Origin of the sequence: Microbacterium sp. zg-YB36 (assembly GCF_024623575.2) — a bacterium.
Classification (GTDB): domain Bacteria; phylum Actinomycetota; class Actinomycetes; order Actinomycetales; family Microbacteriaceae; genus Microbacterium.
Map to the genome: position 1 here is coordinate 778,781 of NZ_JANJFD020000001.1, position 21,876 is coordinate 800,656.

Sequence of the window (21,876 nt, forward strand, 5' to 3'; positions counted from 1 at the left end):
GAGCCTCAGAAGCCTGGACGGATCGTCAGATCGGGGATCTGCGCGTCCCTCGGCAGATCGAGCACGGTGAGGATGCTCGTCACCACCGACGCAGGGTCGATGAAGGCGGTCGGGTCGTAATCCCGCCCTTCCTGCGCATGCACGCGCTCCTGCATCGCCGTCGCGGTGCGCCCGGGGTACACCGTCGACACCCGCACGCCGTGCGCGGCCTCCTCGGCGCGCAGGCTGTCGGCGAGCGCCTTCAGCCCGTGCTTGGATGCCGCGTAGGCCGCCCACTCGGGTGCCGCACGCAGGCCCGCGCCGGAGTTGACGAACAGCACCTGTCCCTTCGCCGCGCGCAGCGCGGGCAGCAGCAGCCGCGTCAGTTCGGCCGGCGCGACGAGATTCACGTCAAGCTGCGACGACCATGCGTCGACGGTGAGTTCGGCGACCGGGCCGAGGTCGACCACACCCGCGACGTGGAGCAGCGAGTCCAGGCGGGCGGGAAGATCGTGTCGTGCGAGCGCGGCGGCCAGATCGCGCGGAGCCGCCAGGTCTGCCACGACGGTGTACGCGCCCGGGAACCGCTCCCGCAGCTGAGTCGCACGGGCGTCGCTGCGTGCGAACAGGATGAGGTCGTCGCCGCGCGCATGCAGGCGCGCGGCGAGGGCGGCGCCGATGCCGGAGCCGGCCCCGGTGAGAACGTGCAGAGTCATACCCCCATCGTCACACGGCGGGCGAGCGTGGCAGGCGAAGGTCGGTGGGCCCGGCTGCCGCGAGCGCTCACGCCGTGTCAGACGTTGAAGCGGAACTCCACCACGTTCCGAAACAGAGCAACGTCTGAGCGATGCGAGGAAGCGCAGAAGCACACTCTCCTGAAACCTCTACTTGCAAATACTGCAAGTAGTCGCAAGCGTTAACGGATGAAGGCTCATTTCCCCACTGATCCTCAAGACCAAGAAATCACTACACCCGATCAGGCTCGGCGGCTCCTCGCTGCCGTGCCGAAAAGACCGCGGCGACAGTTCTCGATCAGTGACCATTTAAGCACCGCAGCAACAGTAGCTTGTTCGTTTCTTGCAGGGCTGATTGCGCTGAGCGGACATCCTTGGTGGGCAATCGTTCCCACCCTTTGCGCACTAATCACTTCACATCACTGGATCGCAAGCCGCCTGTCACGAGCGAACGAGCCTCGCCTCAAACTGGCCATCGTCATCGCGGCCTTCACCGCATGGTTACTCATCCCCGTCTGGAGAGGCATCACTCATGGGGAGACGATCCCCTTCCCTGAAGCCTTCCTCTTCGCCGGTCTCGCGCCGGCATTCTGGTTGGCGTTCTATATCATCCTGCTGATCCGACGCTGAGGCACGCATGGTCCACACCGAACTCGACGCGCACCTGGTCGCCCCAAAGGGCTTCGTCACGATGGCGCATCTAAACCAAGTAGAGCAGGCCGACTACTCTTCGCTGCAAGAAACAACCGGCCTGTCGACGCACGACCTCTCGAAAATCATCCGTGACCTCGAGGAGCGGGGACTGGTCGAGGTGACCAAGAAACGCCGCTCCCGCTACGGCACTACCTTGGTCAGGCTCACACCGGAGGGAAAGAAGACGTTCAAAGCTCTTCTCGCCACGATCAATCGAATCGCAGGTCAGCGAGTGACCCTCACGAGACTCGGAGACACAGCCACAGAAAATACCGCCCGGAAATCCCACAGCGGTTAGGTACAAAGAAAGGGCTGGTTCAGCAGTTACGCACTGCCAAACCAGCCCTTTCCCGGTCAAGATCTAGACGTTGAAGCGGAACTCCACCACGTCGCCGTCCTGCATGACGTAGTCCTTGCCCTCGAGCCGCGCCTTACCCTTGGCGCGGGCCTCGGCGACGGAGCCGGTGGCGACGAGGTCGTCGAAAGAGATCACCTCGGCCTTGATGAAGCCCTTTTCGAAGTCGGTGTGGATGACGCCCGCGGCCTGCGGCGCCTTCCAGCCCTTGCCGATCGTCCAGGCGCGCGCTTCCTTGGGACCTGCGGTCAGGTAGGTCTGCAGACCGAGCGTGTCGAAACCGATGCGGGCGAGCTGGTCCAGGCCCGACTCTTCCTGACCGGTGGATGCCAGCAGCTCGGCGGCATCCTCGGGGTCGAGGTCGATCAGCTCGGACTCGATCTTCGCGTCGAGGAACACGGCCTTCGCCGGGGCGACGAGCGCTTCGAGCTCCGCCTTGCGCGCGGCATCCGTCAGCACGGCCTCGTCGACGTTGAAGACGTAGATGAAGGGCTTGGCAGTGAGCAGCCCCAGCTCGCGGATGGGTTCCACGTCGATGTCGGCACCCGAAAGCAGCTTGCCGCGTTCGAGGGCATCCTTCGCGGCGAGTGCGGACTCGAGCACGCTGGGGTCGATCTTCTTTCCGCGCACTTCCTTCTCGTAGCGGTGGATCGCCTTCTCGAGGGTCTGCAGGTCGGCCAGGGCCAGCTCGGCGTTGATGGTCTCGAGGTCGTTCTTCGGGTCGACCTTGCCCTCGACGTGGATGACGTCGTCGTCGGCGAACCCGCGCACGACCTGCGCGATGGCGTCGGCCTCGCGGATGTTGGCGAGGAACTGGTTGCCCAGCCCCTCCCCCTCGCTCGCGCCGCGGACGATGCCGGCGATGTCGACGAACGACACCGCGGCGGGGAGGATCCGCTCGCTGTGGAAGATCTCCGCAAGCACCTCGAGGCGCTTGTCAGGAAGGTTCACCACCCCGATGTTGGGCTCGATCGTCGCGAACGGGTAGTTCGCTGCGAGCACCTGGTTCTTGGTCAGGGCGTTGAACAGGGTGGACTTGCCCACATTGGGCAGTCCGACGATTCCGATGGTAAGAGCCACGGGACTCGAGTCTACGTGGGGGTGGCACACCCCAAGGACGGTCGGAATTCAGGCTGAGGGGACGTGACGGGGCTCCGGCGGTGGGTTTGTGCCTGTGAGCCTGAATTCCGACATGCCCCGGACGCGCCCGCGTCAGGCCCTGACCTCGCAAGCAGTCAGATCGACGCGCGGAAGGCCCACGTGACGTACGGCAGCGACACCACCGCGTCCCCCACGGCGCCGATCTCGTCGAACAGTTCCGCCAGGTCGCGGTCGATGCGCGCCCGCTCGGACTCGGAAGCGGTGATGATGTAACTGCGCGAGAACGCCATCGCCCGTAGCCCGTCGCGGGTCATCGGCCGCGTCCACCGCCAGCTCGCGCGCTCGAGCGCGCCGAACGGCGCCGACACCGGCGGCTCCCCCGCGGCGAGCATCTCCTCCGCGTTGCTGCCCCGCATGATCTCGGTCAGCCGCCGCACCCAGTCGACGCTCTCGTCGCGGATGTTCCACACCAGTCCCAGCACCCCGCCGGGCCGGAGCACGCGGGCGACCTCGGCCGAGGCAGCATCCGGCTCAACCCAGTGCCACGCCTGCCCGAACACGACGGCATCGACGCTCGCGTCGGGCAGCGGTAGCCGTTCCGAGCTGCCGACGAAGGTGGGAATGCCGCCGCTGGCCGCGCGGAGCGCCTCGAGCATCGCCGGATCAGGGTCGATCGCCACGACATCGGCGCCCAGGTCCCGCAGGCCCCGCGTGAGCTTGCCGGTCCCGGCGCCCACATCGGCCACGCGCACGGCTCGCCCGACGATCGACGGCAGCAGCCACTGCACCGCCTCCAGCGGGTAGTCCGGGCGGCCGGCCTCGTACGTGCCCGCCGCCGATCCGAACGAGGTCGCCTGGTCGCGGTTCATGCCTCCACACTAGGCACGCGCCGCTTCTGATTCCCCCGCCCGCGGCGCGCCCTCCCCCGCCCCGCCGGGACCACAGGTGAAGGTGGAGCCGTGCCCTTGGACTTCACCGCGATCGACTTCGAGACGGCGAACTCCTCCAGCGCCTCGGCATGTGCGGTCGGACTCACCCGGGTGCGCGGTGGCCAGGTCGTCGCCTCGGCCGGCTGGCTCATCCAGCCGCCCGCCGGTCACGACCGGTTCTTCAGCCTCAACACCGGCATCCACGGCATCTGCGCCGACGACGTCATCGGTGCCAAGAGCTGGTCGGCCCAGCTCGCCGACATCGCCGCGTTCGCCGGCACCGACGTGATGGTCGCCCACAACGCCGGATTCGACATGACCGTCATGCGCCGCGCGTGCGAGGTCACCGGCGACTCGTGCCCGCCCTACCGGTACGTCTGCAGCCTGCAGGTCGCCCGCAAGACCTACGAACTGGACTCGTACCGGCTGCCGTCGGTGGCCGCCGCAGTGGGCTTCCTCGACTTCCCGCACCACGATGCGACCGCCGACGCCCTCGCCTGCGCCCACATCATGATCGACGCCGCCGCACGTGCGGGCGTCACCGAGATCACCGAGCTCGCCGCGGCCCTCGGCCTGCGGGTGGGCCAGATCCCGGCTCCCGCCCCGGTGCCGGTTGCCGTCCCCGTCGCAGCCGTGGCTGCCGTCGCCTGAGCGTCGCGCCGCCGATGTCGGCGGCCGGTGACATCCTCGGAACATGGATGCCGCAACCCTCCCCCTTTTCCTCCTCGCCGCCGTCATGGTCGGCGTGCTGGCGGGTTGGTTCGCCGGTTCCGCCCGCGCGAGCGAGCGAGCCGGCCGCGAGCGGTCGGAGCTCGCTGCGCGCGTGGCCGCCGCAGAGACGGCACGCGACACCCTCTCCGGCCAGCTCGAGCAGCAGCGTGCGCTGCAGCGCGAACTGAGCCTGCAGGCGCGCACCGAGCAGGCCGCGCGCGACGAGCGCGAGCGGCGGGAGCAGTCGGTGCTGCGCGCCCTCGCCCCGGTGCAGGAGTCGCTGTCGTCGATGCAGCAGAAGGTGGAAGAGCTCGAACGCGAACGGCAGCACCAGTACGGCTCGCTCGCCGAGCAGCTGCGCCGCGCGCAGGAATCCGACGAGGCGCTGCGCTCCACCACCGAGTCCCTCGCCGGGGCCCTCCGGTCCAACTCCACCCGCGGGGTGTGGGGCGAGACCCAGCTGCGGCGCATCGTGGAGTCCGCGGGGCTGACCCGGTACGTCGACTTCGACCTGCAGGCCTCGATCACCTCGGATGCCGGGGCGGGCCGGCCCGACATGATCATCCGGCTCCCGGGCGGCAAGGCCCTCGCCCTGGACGCCAAGGTGCCGCTGGATGCCTACCTCGAAGCCAGCGCCATCCCCGAGACCGCGCAGGGCGAAGAGGGAGCACGCCGCCAGTCGCTGCTGGACCGGCACGTCAAGGCGGTCCGCGCGCATGTGGACGCGCTGTCGAAGAAGGCGTACTGGGCGGGGTTGGATGCCAGCCCCGAGTTCGTCATCTGCTTCGTCCCGAGCGAGTCACTACTCTCGGCGGCGCTCGCGCAGGATCCCGCACTGCTGGACTACTCGTTCGGCAAGCGGGTCGCGCTGGCCTCCCCGGTGAACCTCTGGGCGGTGCTCAAGACCGTGGCGTACACCTGGACGCAGCAGGACGTCTCGCAGGAGGCGCGGGAGCTGCTGGCGCTGGGTACGCAGCTGTATGAGCGGCTCGGCTCCCTCACCGGACACGCCGACGACCTGCGCCGGGCGATCGAGCGCACCGTCGACACCTACAACAAGCTCGTCGGCTCGCTGGAGAGCCGGGTGCTGGTGACTGCCCGCCGGTTCCCGGGGATCGACGAGACCAAGCTGGATGCCGTCGCCGGCCCCGCCGCGATCACGAGCACTCCGCGGCGTCTCACCGCACCGGAGTTCGTCGCGGACGACGCAGCCATCACCGCGGAAGCCCACCTCACCGCCGACCTCGGCGACGTGCGGGAGCGCGTGGCCCCCGACGCTTCGCTGTAGCGAGGCCTGTTGACAGCCGTAGTGACAGCCGGTTCGGGTCAGAACCCGCCGGGGAACAGCGTCATGAGGCCGATGATTCCGAAGGAGACACCGAGGAAAGCACCGATCATCCACCATGCGCTCACCTGGTGACCGTCCGGCGTGCGGCGCCGGAACAGCACGTCGGGGCGACGAGACGGGTCGGTGGTGACCACGACATGGGGCTGGGTGGCCGGACGGCCGTGTGCCTGAGTGCTCATGCGGGGATCCCCTCGGGACTCGGAACGATGATCTGCATCATCGTCGACACCGCTTCTCATTCTGCCAGAGACGTTGCTGAAAGAACGGTCACAGAGAGGTCACAGCTGCGGCGCGGCGCCGACCGACGTCAGAGCCACTTCGAGGTGAGGTGCTCCGAGTTGATGCGGCGGAGCGTCCCCGATGCGCCGCGGATCACGACCGATTCGCTGTAGATGAATCCGCCCTCGCGGCGGACGCCTGCGACCAGTTCACCGTTGGTCACGCCGGTGGCGACGAAGATGGTGTTCTTGCCGCGCACCAGATCGTCGGCCTCGTACACCTCGCCGTTCACCTTCAGGCCGGCATCCGCGCCCTTCTGCTTCTCGTCGTCGTCCCGCGGCCACAGCCGTCCCTGGATGTGACCGCCGAGCGCCTTGATGGCACACGCGGTGACGATGCCCTCCGGGCTGCCGCCGATCCCGACGCACATGTCGGTGCTCGCGTTGTGCCGGGCAGCGTTGATGCCGCCGGCGACGTCGCCGTCACTCATCAGGCGGGTGCCGGCGCCGGCCTCGCGGATCTGCTCGATCAGGTCGTCGTGACGGGGGCGGTGCAGCACCGACACCACCATCTCGTCGACCGGCTTGCCCAGCGCCTTGGACAGCAGCCGGATGTTCTCGCCGATGGGGAGACGGATGTCGACGACGCCGACACCGGCAGGCCCGGTGACCAGCTTGTCCATGTAGAACACGCTGGACGCGTCAAGCATGGTGCCGTGGTCGGAGACGGCCAGGACCGACAGCGCGTTGTTGCGGCCGGCGGCCGTCAGGGTCGTGCCGTCGATGGGGTCCACGGCGACGTCGCACTGCGGGCCACGCCCGGTGCCGACGTGCTCGCCGTTGAACAGCATGGGCGCGTTGTCCTTCTCACCCTCGCCGATGACGATCACGCCGTCGAAGTTCACGGTGGTGAGGAACGCGCGCATCGCATCGACGGCGGCACCGTCGGCGAGTTCCTTCTTGCCGCGGCCGATGAAGGGCACGGACCGGATCGCGGCAGCCTCCGTGGCACGCACCAACTCCAGCGCCAGGTTGCGGTCGGGGTGCAAAGGACTCATATCCGCGGTAAGACTCACCATGTAGGCCAGCCTATTGCCGCAGGTCCTCGCGCACAGGCCCCTCCGGTGGGGTGGCGCACGAAGGAAGTGGGGTTCTTTCGCCCCCGGCAATTGCGCCCGCCGGCCCTATTCGCACGGCGCTCCCCAGGACCGCGAGGACCCCCTTCGCTAGAGTGGACGTGAACACCCGCCGACTTTTAGGAGCAGACATGCCCGTCGCAACCCCCGACCAGTACGCCGAAATGCTGGACCGCGCGAAGTCCGGCGGCTTCGCGTACCCGGCGATCAACGCCGCCAGCTCGCAGTCGATCAACGCCGTGCTGCAGGGGCTCACCGAGGCCGGATCCGACGGCATCATCCAGGTGACCACCGGTGGCGCCGACTACTTCGCCGGCCACACCGTCAAGGGCCGCGCCACCGGCGCGATCGCCATGGCGAAGTTCGTGACCGAGGTCGCCAAGAACTACCCGATCACGGTCGCGCTGCACACCGACCACTGCCCCAAGCCCGCGCTGGACGACTTCCTGCTGCCGCTGATCGCCGCCTCCGAAGAAGAGGTCAAGGCCGGCCGCAACCCGATCTTCCAGTCCCACATGTGGGACGGGTCGGCTGTGCCGCTCGCGGAGAACATCGAGATCGCCAAGTCCCTGCTCCCCCGCATGAAGAACATCAACGCCATCCTCGAGGTCGAGATCGGCGTCGTCGGCGGCGAAGAGGACGGTGTCGCCCACGAGGGCACCAACGACGCGCTGTACACCACCACCGGCGACGTCGCGCAGGTCGTCGAGGCCCTCGGTCTCGGTGACGCCGGCCGCTGGATCGCCGCGCTCACCTTCGGCAACGTGCACGGGGTCTACAAGCCCGGCAACGTCAAGCTCAAGCCCGAACTGCTCGGTGAGATCCAGGAGGGCATCGCCGCCCGCTTCGGCACCGGCCCCAAGCCCCTGGACCTCGTCTTCCACGGCGGCAGCGGCTCGACGTCCGAGGAGATCGCCCTGGCCGTGGCCAATGGTGTGGTCAAGATGAACATCGACACCGACACGCAGTACGCGTTCACGCGTTCGGTTGCCGGGTACATGTTCCAGAACTACGACGGCGTGCTGAAGATCGACGGCGAGGTCGGCAACAAGAAGGCCTACGACCCGCGTGCGTGGGGCAAGGTCGCCGAGTCGGCGATGGCCGTGCGCGTCGTCGAGGCCACGCGTCAGCTCGGCTCCGCCGGCAAGTCGCTCGGCGCGTAACACCGCTGCTTCTTCACCACCACGGATGCCTCGACCCTGCCGGGTCGGGGCATCCGTGTTTTCAGCGGATGCCGCGGATCACGTCCACAATCGTCGGTGCCCCAGCCGGCACGCTCACCACGGTGATCTCATCGCCGGCCTGCACCCGCCCGGTCTTGACGACCTTGAAGTACGGACCCGGCCGCTCGGCCTGTGCGAAGCGCTTCACCCACCCGGATTCCTCCTCGCCGCCCACCCAGCGGGCGAACGTCTGGCAGGGGGTGCGGGGCATGGTCACCTCGAGCACGACGTCCTGGCCGATCTGCCACCGTTCGCCGACGCGTGCGGCGTTGACGTCGATGCCCTCGGTGCGCAGGTTCTCACCGAAGAAGCCCGGGGCGAGCGGCCGATTCAGTTCGCCTTCCCAATAGGAGGCATCCTCCTGCGCGTACGCGTAGACGGCCTTGTCCAGCCCGCCGTGATGCTTGCGACTGGCCTGCACATCGGCGTAGACGCCGTACAGGCCGATGCGCACCGCGCCGGCCGCCGGACGCTTGTCGATCGCGGTGACCCCCACCGGTCCGGCGTCGGGGCGCAGGGCGTGAACGGAGCAGACGGCGACAAGGCTCGGCATCGGCTCAGCCTAGAGCCTCGGCGTCAGCCCGAGACGGTGCGTTGCAGTGCCTCCCACGCGGCGGAGTCGTTCATGATCGGGATCACCATGAGCATGCCCGAGACGAGGTTGCAGACGATGCCGCCGACCAGCGGAATCCACCAGGTGAGGCGGCCTGCCCGCAGGCTCCGCCATGACACCCACGCCGTCAGCAGCCACCCGATGACCAGCACCGACGCACCGGCGATCCCCCAGGCGCGCACGCCCTCCGGTTCGGCCAGCTGAGCGTCGACGCCGAGGGTCTGGAACAGCGTCTGCGCGAACGTGCCGACATCGATCATCTGCGGTGCAGAGACCAGTACCGTCAGCAGTCCGTAGCCGAGCAGGATGACCGTGATGATGCGGTCGGCGGTGCGCGTCGGGCGCGCGGCCGAGGTGGCCGCCGGTGCCGCGGGCACGGCGTGGTCCGACGCGACGGCCTCCGGCGACACGCCGGCTTCCAGAGCGTCGGTGGCATCCGGCCGCGCGATGCGCGCGCGCTGCTCTTCGGGGGTCGCGTACTCGCCGTACTGCGGGCGCGGACGCGGATCGACGTCACTCACGGTCGGTTCCGTCCACCCAGAGCGCGCTCGTCGCGCTTGCCCGAGGCATCCTGACGCAGTTCCTTCGGCAGCGAGAAGATGAGGTCCTCCTCGGCGGTGCGCACTTCCTCCACGTCGCGGTAGCCCGCACCGGCGAGGTCCTCGAGCACTTCCTGCACCAGCACGTCCGGCACCGATGCGCCGCTGGTCACGCCGACGGTCTCGACGCCGTCGAGCCATTCCTGCTTCACTTCGTGCGCGTAGTCGACGCGGTAGGCCGCCTTGGCGCCGTACTCCAGCGCCACTTCGACCAGGCGCACGCTGTTGGAGGAGTTCGCCGAACCCACCACGATCACCAGATCCGCACCGACGGCGACCTTCTTGATCGCCACCTGGCGGTTCTGCGTCGCGTAGCAGATGTCGTCCGAGGGCGGATCCTGCAGCTCGGGGAACCGTTCGCGCAGGCGTCGCACCGTCTCCATCGTCTCGTCGACCGAGAGCGTCGTCTGCGACAGCCACACGACCTTCGACGGGTCGCGCACCTGGACGCGGTCAGCGTCGTCGGGCGAGTTGACGATCGTGACGTGCTCGGGCGCCTCACCGGCGGTCCCCTCGACCTCTTCGTGGCCGGCGTGACCGATCAGCAGGATCTCGAAGTCGTCGCGGGCGAAGCGCACCGCCTCGCGGTGCACCTTCGTCACGAGCGGACAGGTCGCATCGATCGCCTGCAGACCGCGATCGGATGCCGCAGACACCACCGCCGGCGACACACCGTGGGCGCTGAAGACGACGTGAGACCCGGGCGGCACCTCGTCGACCTCCTCGACGAAGATCGCGCCCTTGGACTCGAGTTCGGTGACGACGTGGATGTTGTGCACGATCTGCTTGCGCACGTACACCGGCGCGCCGAAGCGCTCCAGCGCCTTCTCCACAGCGATGACGGCGCGGTCCACTCCCGCGCAATAGCCGCGGGGCGATGCCAGCAGCACCCGCTTGCGTCCGGCCACCGGCCTATCCTGGAGAAGGCCACGCCGCCCCGGCACACGGGGTATGGGCAGTCGAACTGCTGAGGTGCTCACCCCTTGATTCTAGGAGTCAGCGCCTGAGCATCGGCCGGTCACCGCGACGGAAGAGGCACATGACGACGTTCGAACCCGCACCGGGGCAGACACCACCGGCCGATGCCGTGCATCCCGGCTCGTCCTCACCCGAGGCGCCCACGTCGGTGTCGCGGCTGAACGAGACCATCCGCGACTTCGTGCAGAAGTGGGGCGCGGTGTGGGTCGAGGGCGAGATCACCTCGTGGAACGTCCGCGGCGGCAACGTGTTCGGTCGCCTCAAGGACGTCTCCTCCGACGCCTCGCTGTCGTTCCGGCTGTGGTCCACGACCCGGCAGCGCATCCCGTCCGACATCAAGTCGGGCGACCACGTGGTGGCGTGCGTCAAGAGCGAGTTCTACGTCAAGACGGGCGATTTCAGCTTCATCGTCTCGGCGATGAAGCACGTGGGCCTGGGCGATCAGCTCGAGAAGCTCGAGCGCCTGCGCACCAAGCTGCGCGCCGAGGGTCTGTTCGACGCGTCCCGCAAGCGGCCGCTGCCGTTCCTGCCGCACCGCATCGGCCTCATCACCGGGGAGCGCAGCGACGCCGAGAAGGACGTGCACCGCAACGCCGAGCTGCGCTGGCCGGCGGTGAGCTTCCGCACCATCCACGTCGCCGTGCAGGGTGAGCGGTGCGTCCCGGAGACGGTCGCCGCCCTCCAGCAGCTCGACGCCGACCCCGACGTCGACGTCATCGTCATCGCCCGCGGCGGCGGCGACCCGCAGACGCTGCTCGGCTTCAGCGACGAGGCGCTGCTGCGGGCGGTCGCTGCGGCATCCACCCCCGTCGTCAGCGCGATCGGGCACGAGAACGACCACCCGCTGCTGGACGACGTGGCCGACCTGCGCGCGTCGACGCCCACCGATGCCGCCAAGCGCATCGTGCCGGACGTCGCCGAACAGCGCGCCGTCGTGCGCCAGCTGCGCTCGCGCGCCGGCAGCCGGCTGACCCAGCGCATCGGCCACGACATCGCGCAGCTGCAGCAGCTGCGGTCGCGCCCGGTGCTGCGGGAGCCGGAGACCATGCTCACCAGCCGCGCGCAGGAGCTGTGGTTCCACACGTCTCGTGGCCGCGAGATCGTCGAGCGTCGGGTGGATGCCGCGATGCGCGCCACCTCGGAGCTGCGGGCGTCGCTGCGCGCGCTGTCCCCCGCCGCGACGCTGTCCCGCGGCTACGCCATCGCGCACCTGCCGGCCGGCGTGATCGTGCGGGATGCGGCGCAGGCACCGGCGGGCACCGAGGTCACCGTGACCGTCGGCCGGGGTTCGTTCACCGCCGACTCGCAGGGCGAGGTGCTCGAGTCGGCCACGGCAGGCCTGCCGGAAGGGGCGAACTAAGATGGAACGCATGACAGCCAGCGACGACGCAACCGACGTCGCCGCCCTCTCGTTCGAGCAGGCGCGTGACGAACTCGTCCGCGTCGTCGCCGAACTGGAGCAGGGCGCGCCGACCCTCGAACAGTCGCTTGCCCTCTGGGTGCGCGGCGAAGCCCTCGCCGCCCACTGCGAGCAGTGGCTGCTCGGCGCGAAGCGCCGTCTGGACGCGGCACGCGCCGAGGTTCAGGCACCCGAGGCGTCCTGATGGCCGCCTCCCCCCGCATCGTCGCCGAACTCGGGCGACCCGAAACGCCGGAAGAGACCGCCGCCCGCAAGGCGGAGTCCTCACGCCTCCACCGCAACAGCCGCACGATCCGCAACGGCGTCGCCGCGCTCCTGGTCACCCTCGGGGTGGTGCTGGTGGTCGTCATCGGCGTGCCGCGAGGCACGGCGCCGCCGGCCGAACCGATCGATGTCGCCGCCGAGGCCGCCGAAGCGCAGACCGCGCTGGATCGACCGGTCATCGCCCCGGACACCCCCGACGACTGGTCGGTCAACCGGGCGACCGTCGACGGCGAAGACGGCGTGCAGGCGTGGACCGTCGTGTACGCCCCGCCGCAGGGCTTCGTCAACGTGGCTCAGGGGTTCGACGCCGACGAATCCTGGCCGACCCGCGTGCTCGCCGGCAGTTCCGCGACCGGGAAAGCCACGATCGACGGCGTCGAGTGGACCGTCTACGACATCTCCGACCCGGACGAAACGGCGAACATCTCCTATGCGCTGAGCACGCCTGCCGGAACGGACACGGTCATGGTCTACGGCGCGACCGACGCCGGCACCGCCGCCGAGGTCGCCGAGAGCCTCACCGACGACGTGCGCCGACTCCGTGAGGACGCACCGTGACCGCCGAATCCGCCCGGCCGGCTCCGCAGGAGGCCTGGGAGGAGATGCAGCGGGGCAATGCGCGCTTCGTGGCCGGTGAGCCGCGGCATCCGCGTCAGGACGTCGAGCGCCGGCACGAGACGGCAGGCTCGCAATTCCCCCGCGCCGCGCTGTTCGGCTGCTCCGATTCGCGGCTCGCAGCCGAGATCATCTTCGACGAGGGCCTGGGCGACCTGTTCGTCATCCGCAACGCCGGTCAGGTCATCTCCGAGTCCGTCGTCGGGAGCCTGGAATACGCCGTCGCCGTGCTCGAGGTGCCGCTGATCGTCGTGCTCGGCCATGACGCGTGCGGCGCGGTGCGCGCCGCGATCGACTCCACAGCCTTGGACGCGCCCCTGCTCCCGGTGCATGTGTGGCGACACATCGCCCCGATCGTGCCCATCGCGCGTCGGGTGCTGCTGCAGGGTGCCGACGCGGGCGTCACGCCCGCCACCGTCGACGCCGAACAGGTGGGACGCGAGCACCTGCGGGAAACGATCGCGGCGCTGCTGAAGTCGTCCGAGCTGATCAGCGAGGCCGTGGCCGAGGGCCGCGTCGCCGTCGTCGGCGCGAACTACCGACTGGCCGAAGGCACCGCCATCCCCGACGTGATCGTCGGCGCGGTCGTCGCCGACGCCTGACCAGAACTCTCAAAGCAAGGAAACGAGGACGTGACCGCCATGGCAGACATCGAATACCGGATCGAACACGACACGATGGGTGAGGTGCGCGTGCCCAAGCACGCGCTGTACGCCGCGCAGACCCAGCGAGCTGTCGAGAACTTCCCGATCTCCGGCAGCGGTCTGGAGTCGACGCAGATCGCCGCGCTGGCGCGCATCAAGAAGGCCGCAGCGCTGGCCAACAAGCAGCTGGGCACGCTCGACGGTGCCATCGCCGACGCGATCGCGGCTGCCGCGGATGACGTCATCACCGGCCAGTACGACGAGCACTTCCCGGTGGACACCTACCAGACCGGCAGTGGCACGTCGTCGAACATGAACATGAACGAGGTGCTCGCGACGCTGGCGACGGCAAAGCTCGGTGCACCGGTGCACCCGAACGACCACGTCAACGCGTCACAGTCATCCAACGACGTCTTCCCCACCTCGGTGCACATCGCTGTCACCCAGGCGCTCATCGACGACCTCATCCCGGCGCTGGACCACCTCGCCGTGGCACTCGAGGCCAAGGCCGAGCTGTGGAAGGACGTCGTCAAGGCCGGCCGCACCCACCTGATGGATGCCACGCCCGTCACCCTCGGACAGGAGTTCGGCGGCTACGCCCGCCAGATCCGCCTCGGCATCGAGCGCGTGCAGTCGGTGCTCCCCCGCGTCGGCGAGGTGCCGCTGGGCGGCACCGCGGTCGGCACCGGCATCAACACCCCGCTGGGGTTCCCGCAGCAGGTCATCGCGCTGCTGGCATCCGAAACCGAGCTTCCCATCACCGAGGCCAAAGACCACTTCGAGGCCCAGGCCAACCGGGACGCCCTCGTCGAGGCATCCGGTGCTCTGCGCACCATCGCGGTGTCGCTGACGAAGATCAACAACGACCTGCGCTGGATGGGCTCGGGCCCCAACACCGGGCTCGGCGAACTGAACATCCCCGACCTGCAGCCCGGCTCGTCGATCATGCCCGGCAAGGTCAACCCCGTCGTGCCCGAGGCGACGCTGATGGTGTGCGCCCGGGTGATCGGCAACGACGCGACCGTGGCGTGGGCGGGCGCATCCGGCTCGTTCGAGCTGAACGTCGCGATCCCGGTCATGGGAACGGCGCTGCTGGAGTCGATCCGGCTGCTGTCCAACGCGATGCGCGTGCTCGCCGACAAGACCATCGACGGCCTTCAGGCCAACGTCGAGCGTGCCGCGGCGTTCGCGGGCATGTCACCGTCGATCGTCACCCCGCTGAACAAGCTCATCGGGTACGAAGCAGCCGCCAAGATCGCCAAGCACGCGGTGGCGCAGGGCATCACCGTCCGCGAGGCGGTCATCGAACTCGGATACGTCGAGCGTGGTGAGATCACCGAAGCGCAGCTCGACGAAAAACTCGACCTGCTCTCGATGACCCGCCCGGGTTGATAATCGGAGGGTGAACCGCACGCCACGGCACGGCCGCGCGCAGCGTCGCATCCTGGGGATCGTCCTCGGGGTCGGCGGTGCCGGTTTCGTGATGGCCGGCGCCGTGGGGGCCGTCATCCTCGCGGCCGACGGCGCGACCGAGCCCACCCGGCTGCTGATCGCCGGCGGCGTCTACCTGCTGGCCGCACTCCTCGCCCTCGCCGCCATCGGCACCGCGTACTGGCTGGCGGTGCAGCCCGATGCCGATGCGCCGCCGGCCGAAGGCGACGCGGCCGAGCAGTCGGAGGCATCCTTCGACGCGCAGCGGCGCCTGCTGGACGATGTGCGCCACGAATTGAAGACGCCGATCACGATCGTGCGAGGACATCTGGAGACGATGAACCCCGCCGATCCCGCCGATGTCGTCGCTGTCCGCGACATCGGCATCGCCGAGCTTGACCGCATGACCCGGCTCGTCAACGACATCGACCTGCTGGCGGCGGTGGATGGGGATTCCTACTCGTTCTCCTTCATCGACCTCGCCGCCCTCACACAGCGCGTCGGCGAGCTCGTCTCGGTGATCCCGAACCACTCCTGGACCATCGAGCATCGCGGCACCGGCCGCATCCGCGCCGATCACGACCGGCTGCTGCAGGCCTGGCTGCAGCTGGCGGACAACGCCGCCAAGTACACCCCCGACGGCACCCCCGTCGAGATCGGCAGCGCGATGCACTCCAGCGGCGCGCAGCTGTGGGTGCGCGATCACGGCCCCGGCATCCCCCCGGCCTCCCGCCACCGGATCTTCCGCCGCTTCGACCGCGCCGCCGGCAGACGCAGCGTCGGCGGGTCGGGGCTGGGGCTGGCGATCGTCGACACGATCGCCCGCGCGCACGGCGGGCACTGTACGGTGGCGGACACACCCGGTGGCGGCGCGACGTTCACCATCGCCGTGCCGTTGGGCACCGGCGCCGCCCCACCCGCACCCGTACGCGCCGGCGACGTCGTGCTCCAGAGAGAGGCAAGCGCATGACCCGCATCCTGGTCGTCGACGACGAGCCTCACATAGCCGCGCTCGTCGGGCGCGCCCTGACCGCGGAGGGGCACGACGTCGAGGTCGCCGACAACGGGCCTGACGCGCTGGTGCGCGCCGTCGACCCCGACGTCGATCTCGTCGTGCTCGACGTGGGCCTGCCCGGCATGGACGGGATTGAGGTGCTGCGGCGACTGCGTGCGTCCGGGTCGACGGTCCCGGTCATCATCCTCACCGCGCGGTCGGGCACCCGCGACACCGTGGACGGCTTGGATGCCGGGGCGAACGACTACGTCTCCAAGCCGTTCGTCGTGGCCGAGCTACTGGCGCGGGTGCGCTCACGGCTGCGCGAGAGCGCCGCAGCGGCCGGGGTCATCGTCCGCGGCGAGGTCACCCTCGACGTGCTGGCCCGGCGGGCCACGATCGACGGCCGCGAAGTGGACCTGTCGGCACGCGAATTCGCCCTCGCCGAGCAGTTCCTGCGTCACGCCGGCGATGTCCTCAGCCGCGAGACCCTCCTCAGCCGGGTGTGGGGGTTGGACTTCGATCCCGGTTCCAACGTCGTCGACGTGTACGTGCGGTACCTGCGGGCGAAGTTCGGCGCCCATCGCATCAGTACCGTGCGCGGCGCCGGCTACCGCTGGGAGTGAACCGCGGCCCGGGCAGCCGAGAACCCTCGGGCGTTGAGCGCCGAGGGTTCTCGTGAGGCGAAGCTGGGGGTCTTCGCGCTTGCCGCTTAAGCGGTAACCCTATGTTCACGCATGCGGGCGCTCGATGGGAGTCCTCAGCGATGAGATTATTCTCATGCGGTGCCCTCGATTCAGCCCATTTCCGCCGCTTCCAGCAGGTCTGTCACGAGGGCCGCGATCGCGGAGCGCTCCGAGCGGGTGAGGGTGACGTGACCGAACAGGTCGTGCCCCTTCAGCGTCTCGATCACCGACGCGATGCCGTCGTGGCGGCCCACGCGCAGGTTGTCGCGTTGCGCCACATCGTGGGTGAGCACGACGCGGGAGTTCTGTCCCACCCGGCTGAGCACCGTCAGCAGCACGTTGCGCTCCAGTGACTGCGCCTCGTCGACGATCACGAAGGCGTCATGCAACGAGCGGCCGCGGATGTGGGTCAGCGGCAGCACCTCGAGGATGCCGCGGGCGATGACCTCTTCGACGACGTTGCCCGAGACGATCGAGCCGAGGGTGTCGAACACCGCCTGCCCCCACGGGTTCATCTTCTCCTGCTGGTCCCCCGGCAGGTAGCCGAGCTCTTGTCCGCCCACAGCGAACAACGGGCGGAACACGATGATGCGCTTCTGCTGCTGTCGCTCGAGCACCGCCTCCAGCCCCGCGCACAGCGCGAGCGCCGACTTGCCCGTGCCTGCCCGGCCGCCCAGGGACACGATCCCGACCTCCGGGTCCAGCAGCAGGTCGATCGCAATGCGCTGCTCGGCGGAGCGGCCGTGCAGGCCGAACACCTCCCGGTCACCGCGCACCAGCCGGTATCCGCCGTCGCCGGTGACGCGGCCGAGCGCCGAGCCCCGCTCGGAATGGATGATCAGGCCGGTGTTCACCGGCAGCCCCGCCACCTCGTCGCTCGTGGCGATCTCCGTCTCGTACAGGTCGCTGATATCGTCACCCGAGACATCGAGTGTGGAGATGCCCGTCCAGCCGGAGTCGACGGCCTGCTCGGCGAGGTATTCCTCGGCGGGAATGCCGAGGGACGCGGCCTTCACGCGCATCGGCAGGTCCTTGGACACCACCGTCACTTCCTGCCCCGCATGTGCGAGATGCAGTGCGACGGCGAGGATGCGGGTGTCGTTGTCGCCGAGGCGAATGCCCACCGGCAGGATCGACGGGTCGGTGTTGGTCAGTTCGACCCGCAACGTGCCGCCGGTGCCGACCGGCACGGGGAAGTCGAGCCGGCCGTGCTCGACACGCAGCTCATCGAGGTGGCGCAGCGCCTGCCGGGCGAAATAGCCGATCTCCGGATCATGGCGTTTGCCCTCGAGCTCGGTGATCACGACGACAGGGATGACGACCGAATGCTCCGCAAAACGGAAGAAGGCTCGCGGATCGCTCAGGAGCACCGACGTGTCGAGCACGTAGGTACGAAGATCCTGATCATCCGCGATGGCGGTGTGTGCGATCCGGCCCTGCTGCTTGTGTGGTGCTCGTGTGGTCACAACCCACTCCCGACCCGGGTGCTTTCCCGGCAGTCGCGAGTCGACCAGGGGTCACGAGTCGCGATCCTGGAGGCCGACCCGAACGGGCGCCTTGCCCGATGGCATCAAGGTACGTCGCGTGTGTCACCAGGACGTTTCCGACACGCCCGCACACTGTGACGTTGAGGTGATGTTCACCCGTGTCTGCGGGAGCCGGCGAACTCCGCCAGCGCGTCCGTGAGCAGGCGCACCGACTCGGCACCGGTTCCGGCGTGCGCGCCGATGCGCACGAGCCCGGAGCGAAGCGACGCCGCGATGCCGTGGTTGGCCAGCGCTGCGGCCAGCGGCGCGGTGTCATCGGGCGACGGCGCCAGCGACACGATGCCGGCGTGACGCTGGCGGTTGCGCGGCGTGACGATCGGCAGACCGAACTGCTCGGCGACCGTCGCGATGTCATCCGCCCGCTGGCGGACGACCTCGGCGATCTGCGCGACCCCGACGTCGCGCACATCGCGCACGGCCGTCGCCAGCCGCGCGGTCGCGAGGTGGTCGGGGAAGGTCACCGAGAACGCCTGCGCGCCCTCCACAGGGGACGAGACCGGGAAGGTCCCGAGCACACCGCCGGCCGCGGCGAACCCCGACAGCACCGGCGTGATCCGCTCCAGGGCGCGATCGGAGAATGCGGCGAAGCCGGTGCCCCGCCCGGCCCGCAGCCACTTGTAGCCGTTGGCGACCACGACGTCCGCGGCACCCCAGTCGGCGTCGACGACGCCGAAGCCCTGCATGGCATCCACGATCAGCAGCCGGTCCCCGATCACATCGCGCAGCGCGGTCAGATCGGCGAGATAGCCGGTGCGGTAATCCACCACGCTGACGGCGACCGCGGTGGTGTCGTCGGTGAGCCCGTCGCGGATGGCCTCGGGCGTGACGAATCCGTCCGGGATGTCGAGCCATTGGGGTTGTGCACCGCCGAGCGCGCTCGCGCGCTGCGCCGTAACCGTGAGACTCGGGAACTCGCGGGACGACATCAGCACCGCACCGGACAGCCCGTACATGGCCTGCTGCAGACCGTGGGTGGTCGACGGCTGCAGCGTCACGCGCTCAGCGGTCGTGCCCAGCAGATCCGCCAGCAGCGCGCGGGCCTCGTCGGCGCGCGAGAAAACCAGATCGATGCCGCTGGGGCGCCCCGCGCTCAGCAGCTCGGCATCGGCGTGCGCCTCTGCGCGCACCGACGGGGACAGCGGCCCGAACGCGGCCCAGTCGAGATACCCCGGCTCCGCGTCGAACGAATCCAGAAACGACTCCAGCCCGGTCATCCCGACATCCTCTCACGCCGCCCGGTGTGAGAACGGGCACCCGCTCACCCGCCGTAGCGGCGGTCGCGCGTGGCGTAGTCCCGGATGGCTCGCAGGAAGTCCACTTCGCGCAGATCCGGGCCGAGCGCCTCGACGAAGTAGAACTCGCTGTGGGCGGACTGCCACAGCAGAAAATCGCTCAGCCGCTGCTCGCCCGACGTGCGGATCACCAGGTCGGGGTCCGGCTGTCCCCCGGTGTAGAGGTGCTCGCCGATCTGCTCCGGCGTGAGGCTGGCCGCCAACTCCTCCAGCGACCCGCCGTTGTCGTCGTGCTGGGCGATGATGCTGCGCACCGCGTCGACGATCTCGCTGCGACCGCCGTACCCGACCGCGAGGTTCACGTGCAGTCCGGTGTTGTCGCGCGTTCGTGCGTCCACGTCAGCGAGCACTCGGGCCAGTTCCGGCGGCAGCAGGTCGGTGCGTCCCACCGGTCGCACCCGCCACCCGGGTTCGTGGGAGAGTTCCTCGGCGAGTTCGGCGATGATCTCGATGAGGTCGGAAAGTTCTTGCGAATCGCGCTTTTTCAGGTTGTCGGTGGACAGCAGGTACAGCGACACCACCGGGATCTTCAGCTCGTCGCACCAGCGCAGGAACTCGTGCATCTTCGCCGCTCCGGCACGGTGGCCCTGCGCCGCGCTGGGATATCCCAGCTGGCGCGCCCAGCGACGGTTGCCGTCGATCATCATCGCCACATGGTGAGGCACGGTCGCACCGGCCAACTGACGACGCAAGCGGGAACTGTACAACCGGTAGAGAAGGCCACGCCCCTCGTTCGCCCCGCGCATCGTCACGCTCTTACGCTAGCGCTCTTGCCCGAGGGGAACATGTGCGAAGCCGCATGTGAGCGCGCGTACGCTTGAACACGTGGCCCGACGCATCAGAACCGAGGGCGCCGAGATGCCCGAACTCCCGCTCATCGACGCTGCCGCTGCCAGCGCGCACGCGGAACTCAAGCCGACATGGCGCGGCTGGATCCATGCCGCCACGTTCCCTGTCGCCATCGTCGCCGGGATCGTGCTGATCGCACTGGCACAGGGCGCGCCGGCCAAGTGGGCATCGGCGGTGTTCATGCTCACGTCGCTGCTGCTGTTCGGCAATTCGGCGCTGTACCACCGCTTCCACTGGGAACCGCGGACCATGGCGATGCTCAAGCGCATCGACCACGCCAATATCCTGCTGCTCATCGCCGGGACCTACACCCCGATCGCCGTGCTGGCACTGCCGACGCCCAAGACAGTGCTGTTGCTGTCGGTGGTGTGGGGCGGCGCCGTGCTCGGCATCCTGTTCCGCGTCTTCTGGATCGACGCACCCCGGTGGCTGTACGTCGCGCTGTACCTGGTGCTGGGGTGGGCAGCGGTGATGTACCTCGGCGACCTGCTGCATGCCAACGTCGCCATGATGGTGCTCGTCATCATCGGCGGGCTGCTCTACACCGGCGGGGCGATCGTCTACGCGATCAAGAAACCCAACCCGTGGCCGGGGCACTTCGGGTTCCACGAGATCTTCCACGTGTGCACCGTGCTGGCATTCCTGTGCCACTGGACCGCCTGCCTGCTCATCGCACTGCAGCCGGCGTTCCGCCAGGGCTGATCAGGACGAGCGGGACGTTCCGGTGTCATCGGGACGCTCCGCGTCCGCGGCATCCTGCTGCTGCTGGTGCTGCTCCGCGTCGAGCTCCTCGCGGACCTCGGCACGGTACCGGCCACGGCGCACTCGGCGCAGCATGTCCCACACCAGCAGCGTCACGGCCAACGCGATGAACAGGATCGCGGCGAAGCCCCAGGGCCCCGGGGTGACCAGATCGGGGTCGACCGTCGAGACCGGAGTGGGCACGAATGCCACGATCACAGCGAAAGCGTCGACGGCAGCATGCATGGAGAACCTCGTTCCGCGCCGCAGCGCCTAACCTTGAATCAAGCCTAATCTCACGGAGCCCGACATGACGACGCAGCAACTGCTGGACGAGCGATACGGACGTCGCACCTCCCGCCGCGCCACGCGGGCCTGGTGGATCACGGTCGCCGTCGTCGCCGTGGCCGCCACCACGGCGCTGGGCTGGTCCACGGTCGCCACGAGCATGGCATCGGTTGACGCGGATGCCACCGGGTACGAAGTCGTCGACGAGCGCACCGTCACCGTCACCTACCAGGTGGTCGCACCCACCGACGCGACCGTCGCGTGTGCGCTGGAGGCGCAGGACGTCGAACACGGCGTAGTGGGCTGGCGGGTCGTGGAGCACGCGGTGCAGGCCGGTCAGGCGCAGGCGTTCACCGACACCATCCCCACCGTCGCGGGCGCGACGACTGGTTTGCTCAACTCCTGCTGGTTCGCGTAGCATTTCCCACACGCATCGCGCCCCGGCTGTCGCCGGGGCGTTTTGGCTTAGGCCCATGCGCCATCACCGC

26 protein-coding genes are annotated in these 21,876 nt (G+C 69.1%); 14 read left to right on the forward strand and 12 right to left on the reverse strand.

Features of this window, described 5'->3' with window-relative positions; all coding sequences use genetic code 11:
- Window positions 1–5 precede the first annotated feature (5 nt).
- Window positions 6–695, reverse strand: a complete 690-nt coding sequence (locus tag NQ151_RS03900; RefSeq protein ID WP_257527075.1) for an SDR family oxidoreductase — start codon at window positions 693–695, stop codon at window positions 6–8.
- A 207-nt stretch (window positions 696–902) separates the two neighbouring features.
- Between NQ151_RS03900 and NQ151_RS03905 the strand changes: the two genes are divergently transcribed.
- Both NQ151_RS03905 and NQ151_RS03910 read left to right on the forward strand, forming a co-directional pair.
- A complete protein-coding gene (locus tag NQ151_RS03905) occupies window positions 903–1,343 on the forward strand; it encodes a hypothetical protein (protein WP_257527076.1) in 441 nt (146 codons plus the stop codon).
- A 7-nt stretch (window positions 1,344–1,350) separates the two neighbouring features.
- A complete protein-coding gene (locus NQ151_RS03910; RefSeq protein WP_257527077.1) occupies window positions 1,351–1,704 on the forward strand; it encodes a transcriptional regulator in 354 nt (117 codons plus the stop codon).
- 63 nt (window positions 1,705–1,767) lie between these two features.
- Here NQ151_RS03910 and ychF read toward each other — a convergent pair whose 3' ends face one another.
- Both ychF and NQ151_RS03920 read right to left on the reverse strand, forming a co-directional pair.
- The gene (gene ychF / locus NQ151_RS03915) at window positions 1,768–2,841 is read right to left on the reverse strand and encodes a redox-regulated ATPase YchF (protein ID WP_257527078.1); all 1,074 of its coding nucleotides are present in this window, start codon (window positions 2,839–2,841) and stop codon (window positions 1,768–1,770) included.
- A gap of 155 nt (window positions 2,842–2,996) precedes the next feature.
- Window positions 2,997–3,731, reverse strand: coding sequence for a class I SAM-dependent methyltransferase (locus NQ151_RS03920; protein ID WP_257527079.1), 735 nt, complete (start codon window positions 3,729–3,731; stop codon window positions 2,997–2,999).
- A gap of 90 nt (window positions 3,732–3,821) precedes the next feature.
- Here NQ151_RS03920 and NQ151_RS03925 point away from each other — a divergent pair, with 90 nt between their 5' ends.
- Window positions 3,822–4,442, forward strand: coding sequence for an exonuclease domain-containing protein (locus NQ151_RS03925; protein WP_257508501.1), 621 nt, complete (start codon window positions 3,822–3,824; stop codon window positions 4,440–4,442).
- A gap of 43 nt (window positions 4,443–4,485) precedes the next feature.
- Window positions 4,486–5,790 carry a DNA recombination protein RmuC gene (locus NQ151_RS03930; RefSeq protein WP_257527080.1) on the forward strand — a complete coding sequence of 435 codons (1,305 nt, stop codon included), beginning with the start codon at window positions 4,486–4,488 and terminating at the stop codon, window positions 5,788–5,790.
- Between the two features lie 38 nt (window positions 5,791–5,828).
- Here NQ151_RS03930 and NQ151_RS03935 read toward each other — a convergent pair whose 3' ends face one another.
- Complete coding sequence (locus NQ151_RS03935; protein WP_257508499.1) at window positions 5,829–6,029, reverse strand: UDP-N-acetylmuramyl pentapeptide phosphotransferase; 201 nt, start codon at window positions 6,027–6,029, stop codon at window positions 5,829–5,831.
- A 128-nt stretch (window positions 6,030–6,157) separates the two neighbouring features.
- Complete coding sequence (gene glpX / locus NQ151_RS03940) at window positions 6,158–7,147, reverse strand: class II fructose-bisphosphatase (protein WP_257508498.1); 990 nt, start codon at window positions 7,145–7,147, stop codon at window positions 6,158–6,160.
- 188 nt (window positions 7,148–7,335) lie between these two features.
- On the opposite strand from glpX, the gene fbaA reads away from it, so the two are divergent.
- Window positions 7,336–8,367: a class II fructose-bisphosphate aldolase gene (gene fbaA, locus NQ151_RS03945; RefSeq protein WP_257508497.1), complete on the forward strand. Its 1,032-nt coding sequence runs from the start codon at window positions 7,336–7,338 to the stop codon at window positions 8,365–8,367.
- Window positions 8,368–8,428: 61 nt separating this feature from the next.
- Here the strand turns inward: fbaA and NQ151_RS03950 are convergent, their stop codons facing one another.
- From NQ151_RS03950 to NQ151_RS03960, 3 genes are read right to left on the reverse strand one after another with little or no spacing between them, the layout of a single operon-like run.
- Window positions 8,429–8,980, reverse strand: coding sequence for an MOSC domain-containing protein (locus tag NQ151_RS03950; RefSeq protein ID WP_257508496.1), 552 nt, complete (start codon window positions 8,978–8,980; stop codon window positions 8,429–8,431).
- Window positions 8,981–9,003: 23 nt separating this feature from the next.
- A complete protein-coding gene (locus NQ151_RS03955) occupies window positions 9,004–9,561 on the reverse strand; it encodes a DUF6264 family protein (RefSeq protein WP_257527081.1) in 558 nt (185 codons plus the stop codon).
- The gene (locus NQ151_RS03960; protein ID WP_257508494.1) at window positions 9,558–10,547 is read right to left on the reverse strand and encodes a 4-hydroxy-3-methylbut-2-enyl diphosphate reductase; all 990 of its coding nucleotides are present in this window, start codon (window positions 10,545–10,547) and stop codon (window positions 9,558–9,560) included. The genes NQ151_RS03955 and NQ151_RS03960 overlap by 4 nt, the downstream gene beginning before the upstream one ends.
- Before the next feature lie 131 nt (window positions 10,548–10,678).
- On the opposite strand from NQ151_RS03960, the gene xseA reads away from it, so the two are divergent.
- From xseA to NQ151_RS03995, 7 genes are read left to right on the forward strand one after another with little or no spacing between them, the layout of a single operon-like run.
- Window positions 10,679–11,977 (forward strand): exodeoxyribonuclease VII large subunit, encoded by a 1,299-nt coding sequence (gene xseA, locus NQ151_RS03965; RefSeq protein ID WP_257527082.1) that lies wholly within the window; start codon window positions 10,679–10,681, stop codon window positions 11,975–11,977.
- Window positions 11,978–11,987: 10 nt separating this feature from the next.
- Window positions 11,988–12,221 carry an exodeoxyribonuclease VII small subunit gene (locus tag NQ151_RS03970; protein WP_257508492.1) on the forward strand — a complete coding sequence of 78 codons (234 nt, stop codon included), beginning with the start codon at window positions 11,988–11,990 and terminating at the stop codon, window positions 12,219–12,221.
- Window positions 12,221–12,859, forward strand: a complete 639-nt coding sequence (locus NQ151_RS03975; RefSeq protein ID WP_257508491.1) for a DUF4245 family protein — start codon at window positions 12,221–12,223, stop codon at window positions 12,857–12,859. The genes NQ151_RS03970 and NQ151_RS03975 overlap by 1 nt, the downstream gene beginning before the upstream one ends.
- 44 nt (window positions 12,860–12,903) lie before the next feature.
- Entirely contained in the window at window positions 12,904–13,518 is a 615-nt protein-coding gene (locus tag NQ151_RS03980; protein WP_257508765.1) for a carbonic anhydrase, read from the forward strand.
- A 39-nt stretch (window positions 13,519–13,557) separates the two neighbouring features.
- Window positions 13,558–14,952 (forward strand): class II fumarate hydratase, encoded by a 1,395-nt coding sequence (locus NQ151_RS03985; protein ID WP_257527821.1) that lies wholly within the window; start codon window positions 13,558–13,560, stop codon window positions 14,950–14,952.
- Between the two features lie 10 nt (window positions 14,953–14,962).
- Entirely contained in the window at window positions 14,963–15,961 is a 999-nt protein-coding gene (locus tag NQ151_RS03990; protein ID WP_257508490.1) for a sensor histidine kinase, read from the forward strand.
- Complete coding sequence (locus tag NQ151_RS03995) at window positions 15,958–16,611, forward strand: response regulator transcription factor (protein ID WP_257508489.1); 654 nt, start codon at window positions 15,958–15,960, stop codon at window positions 16,609–16,611. The genes NQ151_RS03990 and NQ151_RS03995 overlap by 4 nt, the downstream gene beginning before the upstream one ends.
- Before the next feature lie 170 nt (window positions 16,612–16,781).
- Here the strand turns inward: NQ151_RS03995 and phoH2 are convergent, their stop codons facing one another.
- The 3 genes from phoH2 to NQ151_RS04010 all read right to left on the reverse strand — a co-directional run bounded on the left by phoH2 (window position 16,782) and on the right by NQ151_RS04010 (window position 20,256).
- The gene (gene phoH2, locus NQ151_RS04000; protein WP_374113805.1) at window positions 16,782–18,137 is read right to left on the reverse strand and encodes an RNA 5'-3' helicase PhoH2; all 1,356 of its coding nucleotides are present in this window, start codon (window positions 18,135–18,137) and stop codon (window positions 16,782–16,784) included.
- A 173-nt stretch (window positions 18,138–18,310) separates the two neighbouring features.
- A complete protein-coding gene (locus NQ151_RS04005; RefSeq protein ID WP_257508488.1) occupies window positions 18,311–19,432 on the reverse strand; it encodes an aminotransferase class V-fold PLP-dependent enzyme in 1,122 nt (373 codons plus the stop codon).
- Window positions 19,433–19,476: 44 nt separating this feature from the next.
- Entirely contained in the window at window positions 19,477–20,256 is a 780-nt protein-coding gene (locus NQ151_RS04010; RefSeq protein ID WP_257508762.1) for an isoprenyl transferase, read from the reverse strand.
- Window positions 20,257–20,368: 112 nt separating this feature from the next.
- Here NQ151_RS04010 and trhA point away from each other — a divergent pair, with 112 nt between their 5' ends.
- Window positions 20,369–21,061 (forward strand): PAQR family membrane homeostasis protein TrhA, encoded by a 693-nt coding sequence (gene trhA, locus NQ151_RS04015; RefSeq protein WP_257527822.1) that lies wholly within the window; start codon window positions 20,369–20,371, stop codon window positions 21,059–21,061.
- Here the strand turns inward: trhA and NQ151_RS04020 are convergent, their stop codons facing one another.
- Window positions 21,062–21,346, reverse strand: coding sequence for a hypothetical protein (locus NQ151_RS04020; RefSeq protein WP_257508487.1), 285 nt, complete (start codon window positions 21,344–21,346; stop codon window positions 21,062–21,064).
- A 64-nt stretch (window positions 21,347–21,410) separates the two neighbouring features.
- Between NQ151_RS04020 and NQ151_RS04025 the strand changes: the two genes are divergently transcribed.
- Window positions 21,411–21,806 (forward strand): DUF4307 domain-containing protein, encoded by a 396-nt coding sequence (locus NQ151_RS04025; protein WP_257527083.1) that lies wholly within the window; start codon window positions 21,411–21,413, stop codon window positions 21,804–21,806.
- The last annotated feature ends 70 nt before the right edge of the window (window positions 21,807–21,876 follow it).

Coding starts and splice junctions, on each gene's coding strand:
- NQ151_RS03900 (WP_257527075.1), bottom strand. CDS start 695: ATGACTCTGCACGTTCTCACCGGGGCCGGCTCCGGCATCGGCGCCGCC.
- NQ151_RS03905 (WP_257527076.1), top strand. CDS start 903: ATGAAGGCTCATTTCCCCACTGATCCTCAAGACCAAGAAATCACTACA.
- NQ151_RS03910 (WP_257527077.1), top strand. CDS start 1,351: ATGGTCCACACCGAACTCGACGCGCACCTGGTCGCCCCAAAGGGCTTC.
- NQ151_RS03920 (WP_257527079.1), bottom strand. CDS start 3,731: ATGAACCGCGACCAGGCGACCTCGTTCGGATCGGCGGCGGGCACGTAC.
- NQ151_RS03930 (WP_257527080.1), top strand. CDS start 4,486: ATGGATGCCGCAACCCTCCCCCTTTTCCTCCTCGCCGCCGTCATGGTC.
- NQ151_RS03935 (WP_257508499.1), bottom strand. CDS start 6,029: ATGAGCACTCAGGCACACGGCCGTCCGGCCACCCAGCCCCATGTCGTG.
- glpX (WP_257508498.1), bottom strand. CDS start 7,147: ATGGTGAGTCTTACCGCGGATATGAGTCCTTTGCACCCCGACCGCAAC.
- fbaA (WP_257508497.1), top strand. CDS start 7,336: ATGCCCGTCGCAACCCCCGACCAGTACGCCGAAATGCTGGACCGCGCG.
- NQ151_RS03950 (WP_257508496.1), bottom strand. CDS start 8,980: ATGCCGAGCCTTGTCGCCGTCTGCTCCGTTCACGCCCTGCGCCCCGAC.
- xseA (WP_257527082.1), top strand. CDS start 10,679: ATGACGACGTTCGAACCCGCACCGGGGCAGACACCACCGGCCGATGCC.
- NQ151_RS03970 (WP_257508492.1), top strand. CDS start 11,988: ATGACAGCCAGCGACGACGCAACCGACGTCGCCGCCCTCTCGTTCGAG.
- NQ151_RS03975 (WP_257508491.1), top strand. CDS start 12,221: ATGGCCGCCTCCCCCCGCATCGTCGCCGAACTCGGGCGACCCGAAACG.
- NQ151_RS03980 (WP_257508765.1), top strand. CDS start 12,904: ATGCAGCGGGGCAATGCGCGCTTCGTGGCCGGTGAGCCGCGGCATCCG.
- NQ151_RS03985 (WP_257527821.1), top strand. CDS start 13,558: ATGGCAGACATCGAATACCGGATCGAACACGACACGATGGGTGAGGTG.
- NQ151_RS03995 (WP_257508489.1), top strand. CDS start 15,958: ATGACCCGCATCCTGGTCGTCGACGACGAGCCTCACATAGCCGCGCTC.
- NQ151_RS04005 (WP_257508488.1), bottom strand. CDS start 19,432: ATGACCGGGCTGGAGTCGTTTCTGGATTCGTTCGACGCGGAGCCGGGG.
- NQ151_RS04010 (WP_257508762.1), bottom strand. CDS start 20,256: ATGCGCGGGGCGAACGAGGGGCGTGGCCTTCTCTACCGGTTGTACAGT.
- trhA (WP_257527822.1), top strand. CDS start 20,369: ATGCCCGAACTCCCGCTCATCGACGCTGCCGCTGCCAGCGCGCACGCG.
- NQ151_RS04020 (WP_257508487.1), bottom strand. CDS start 21,346: ATGCATGCTGCCGTCGACGCTTTCGCTGTGATCGTGGCATTCGTGCCC.
- NQ151_RS04025 (WP_257527083.1), top strand. CDS start 21,411: ATGACGACGCAGCAACTGCTGGACGAGCGATACGGACGTCGCACCTCC.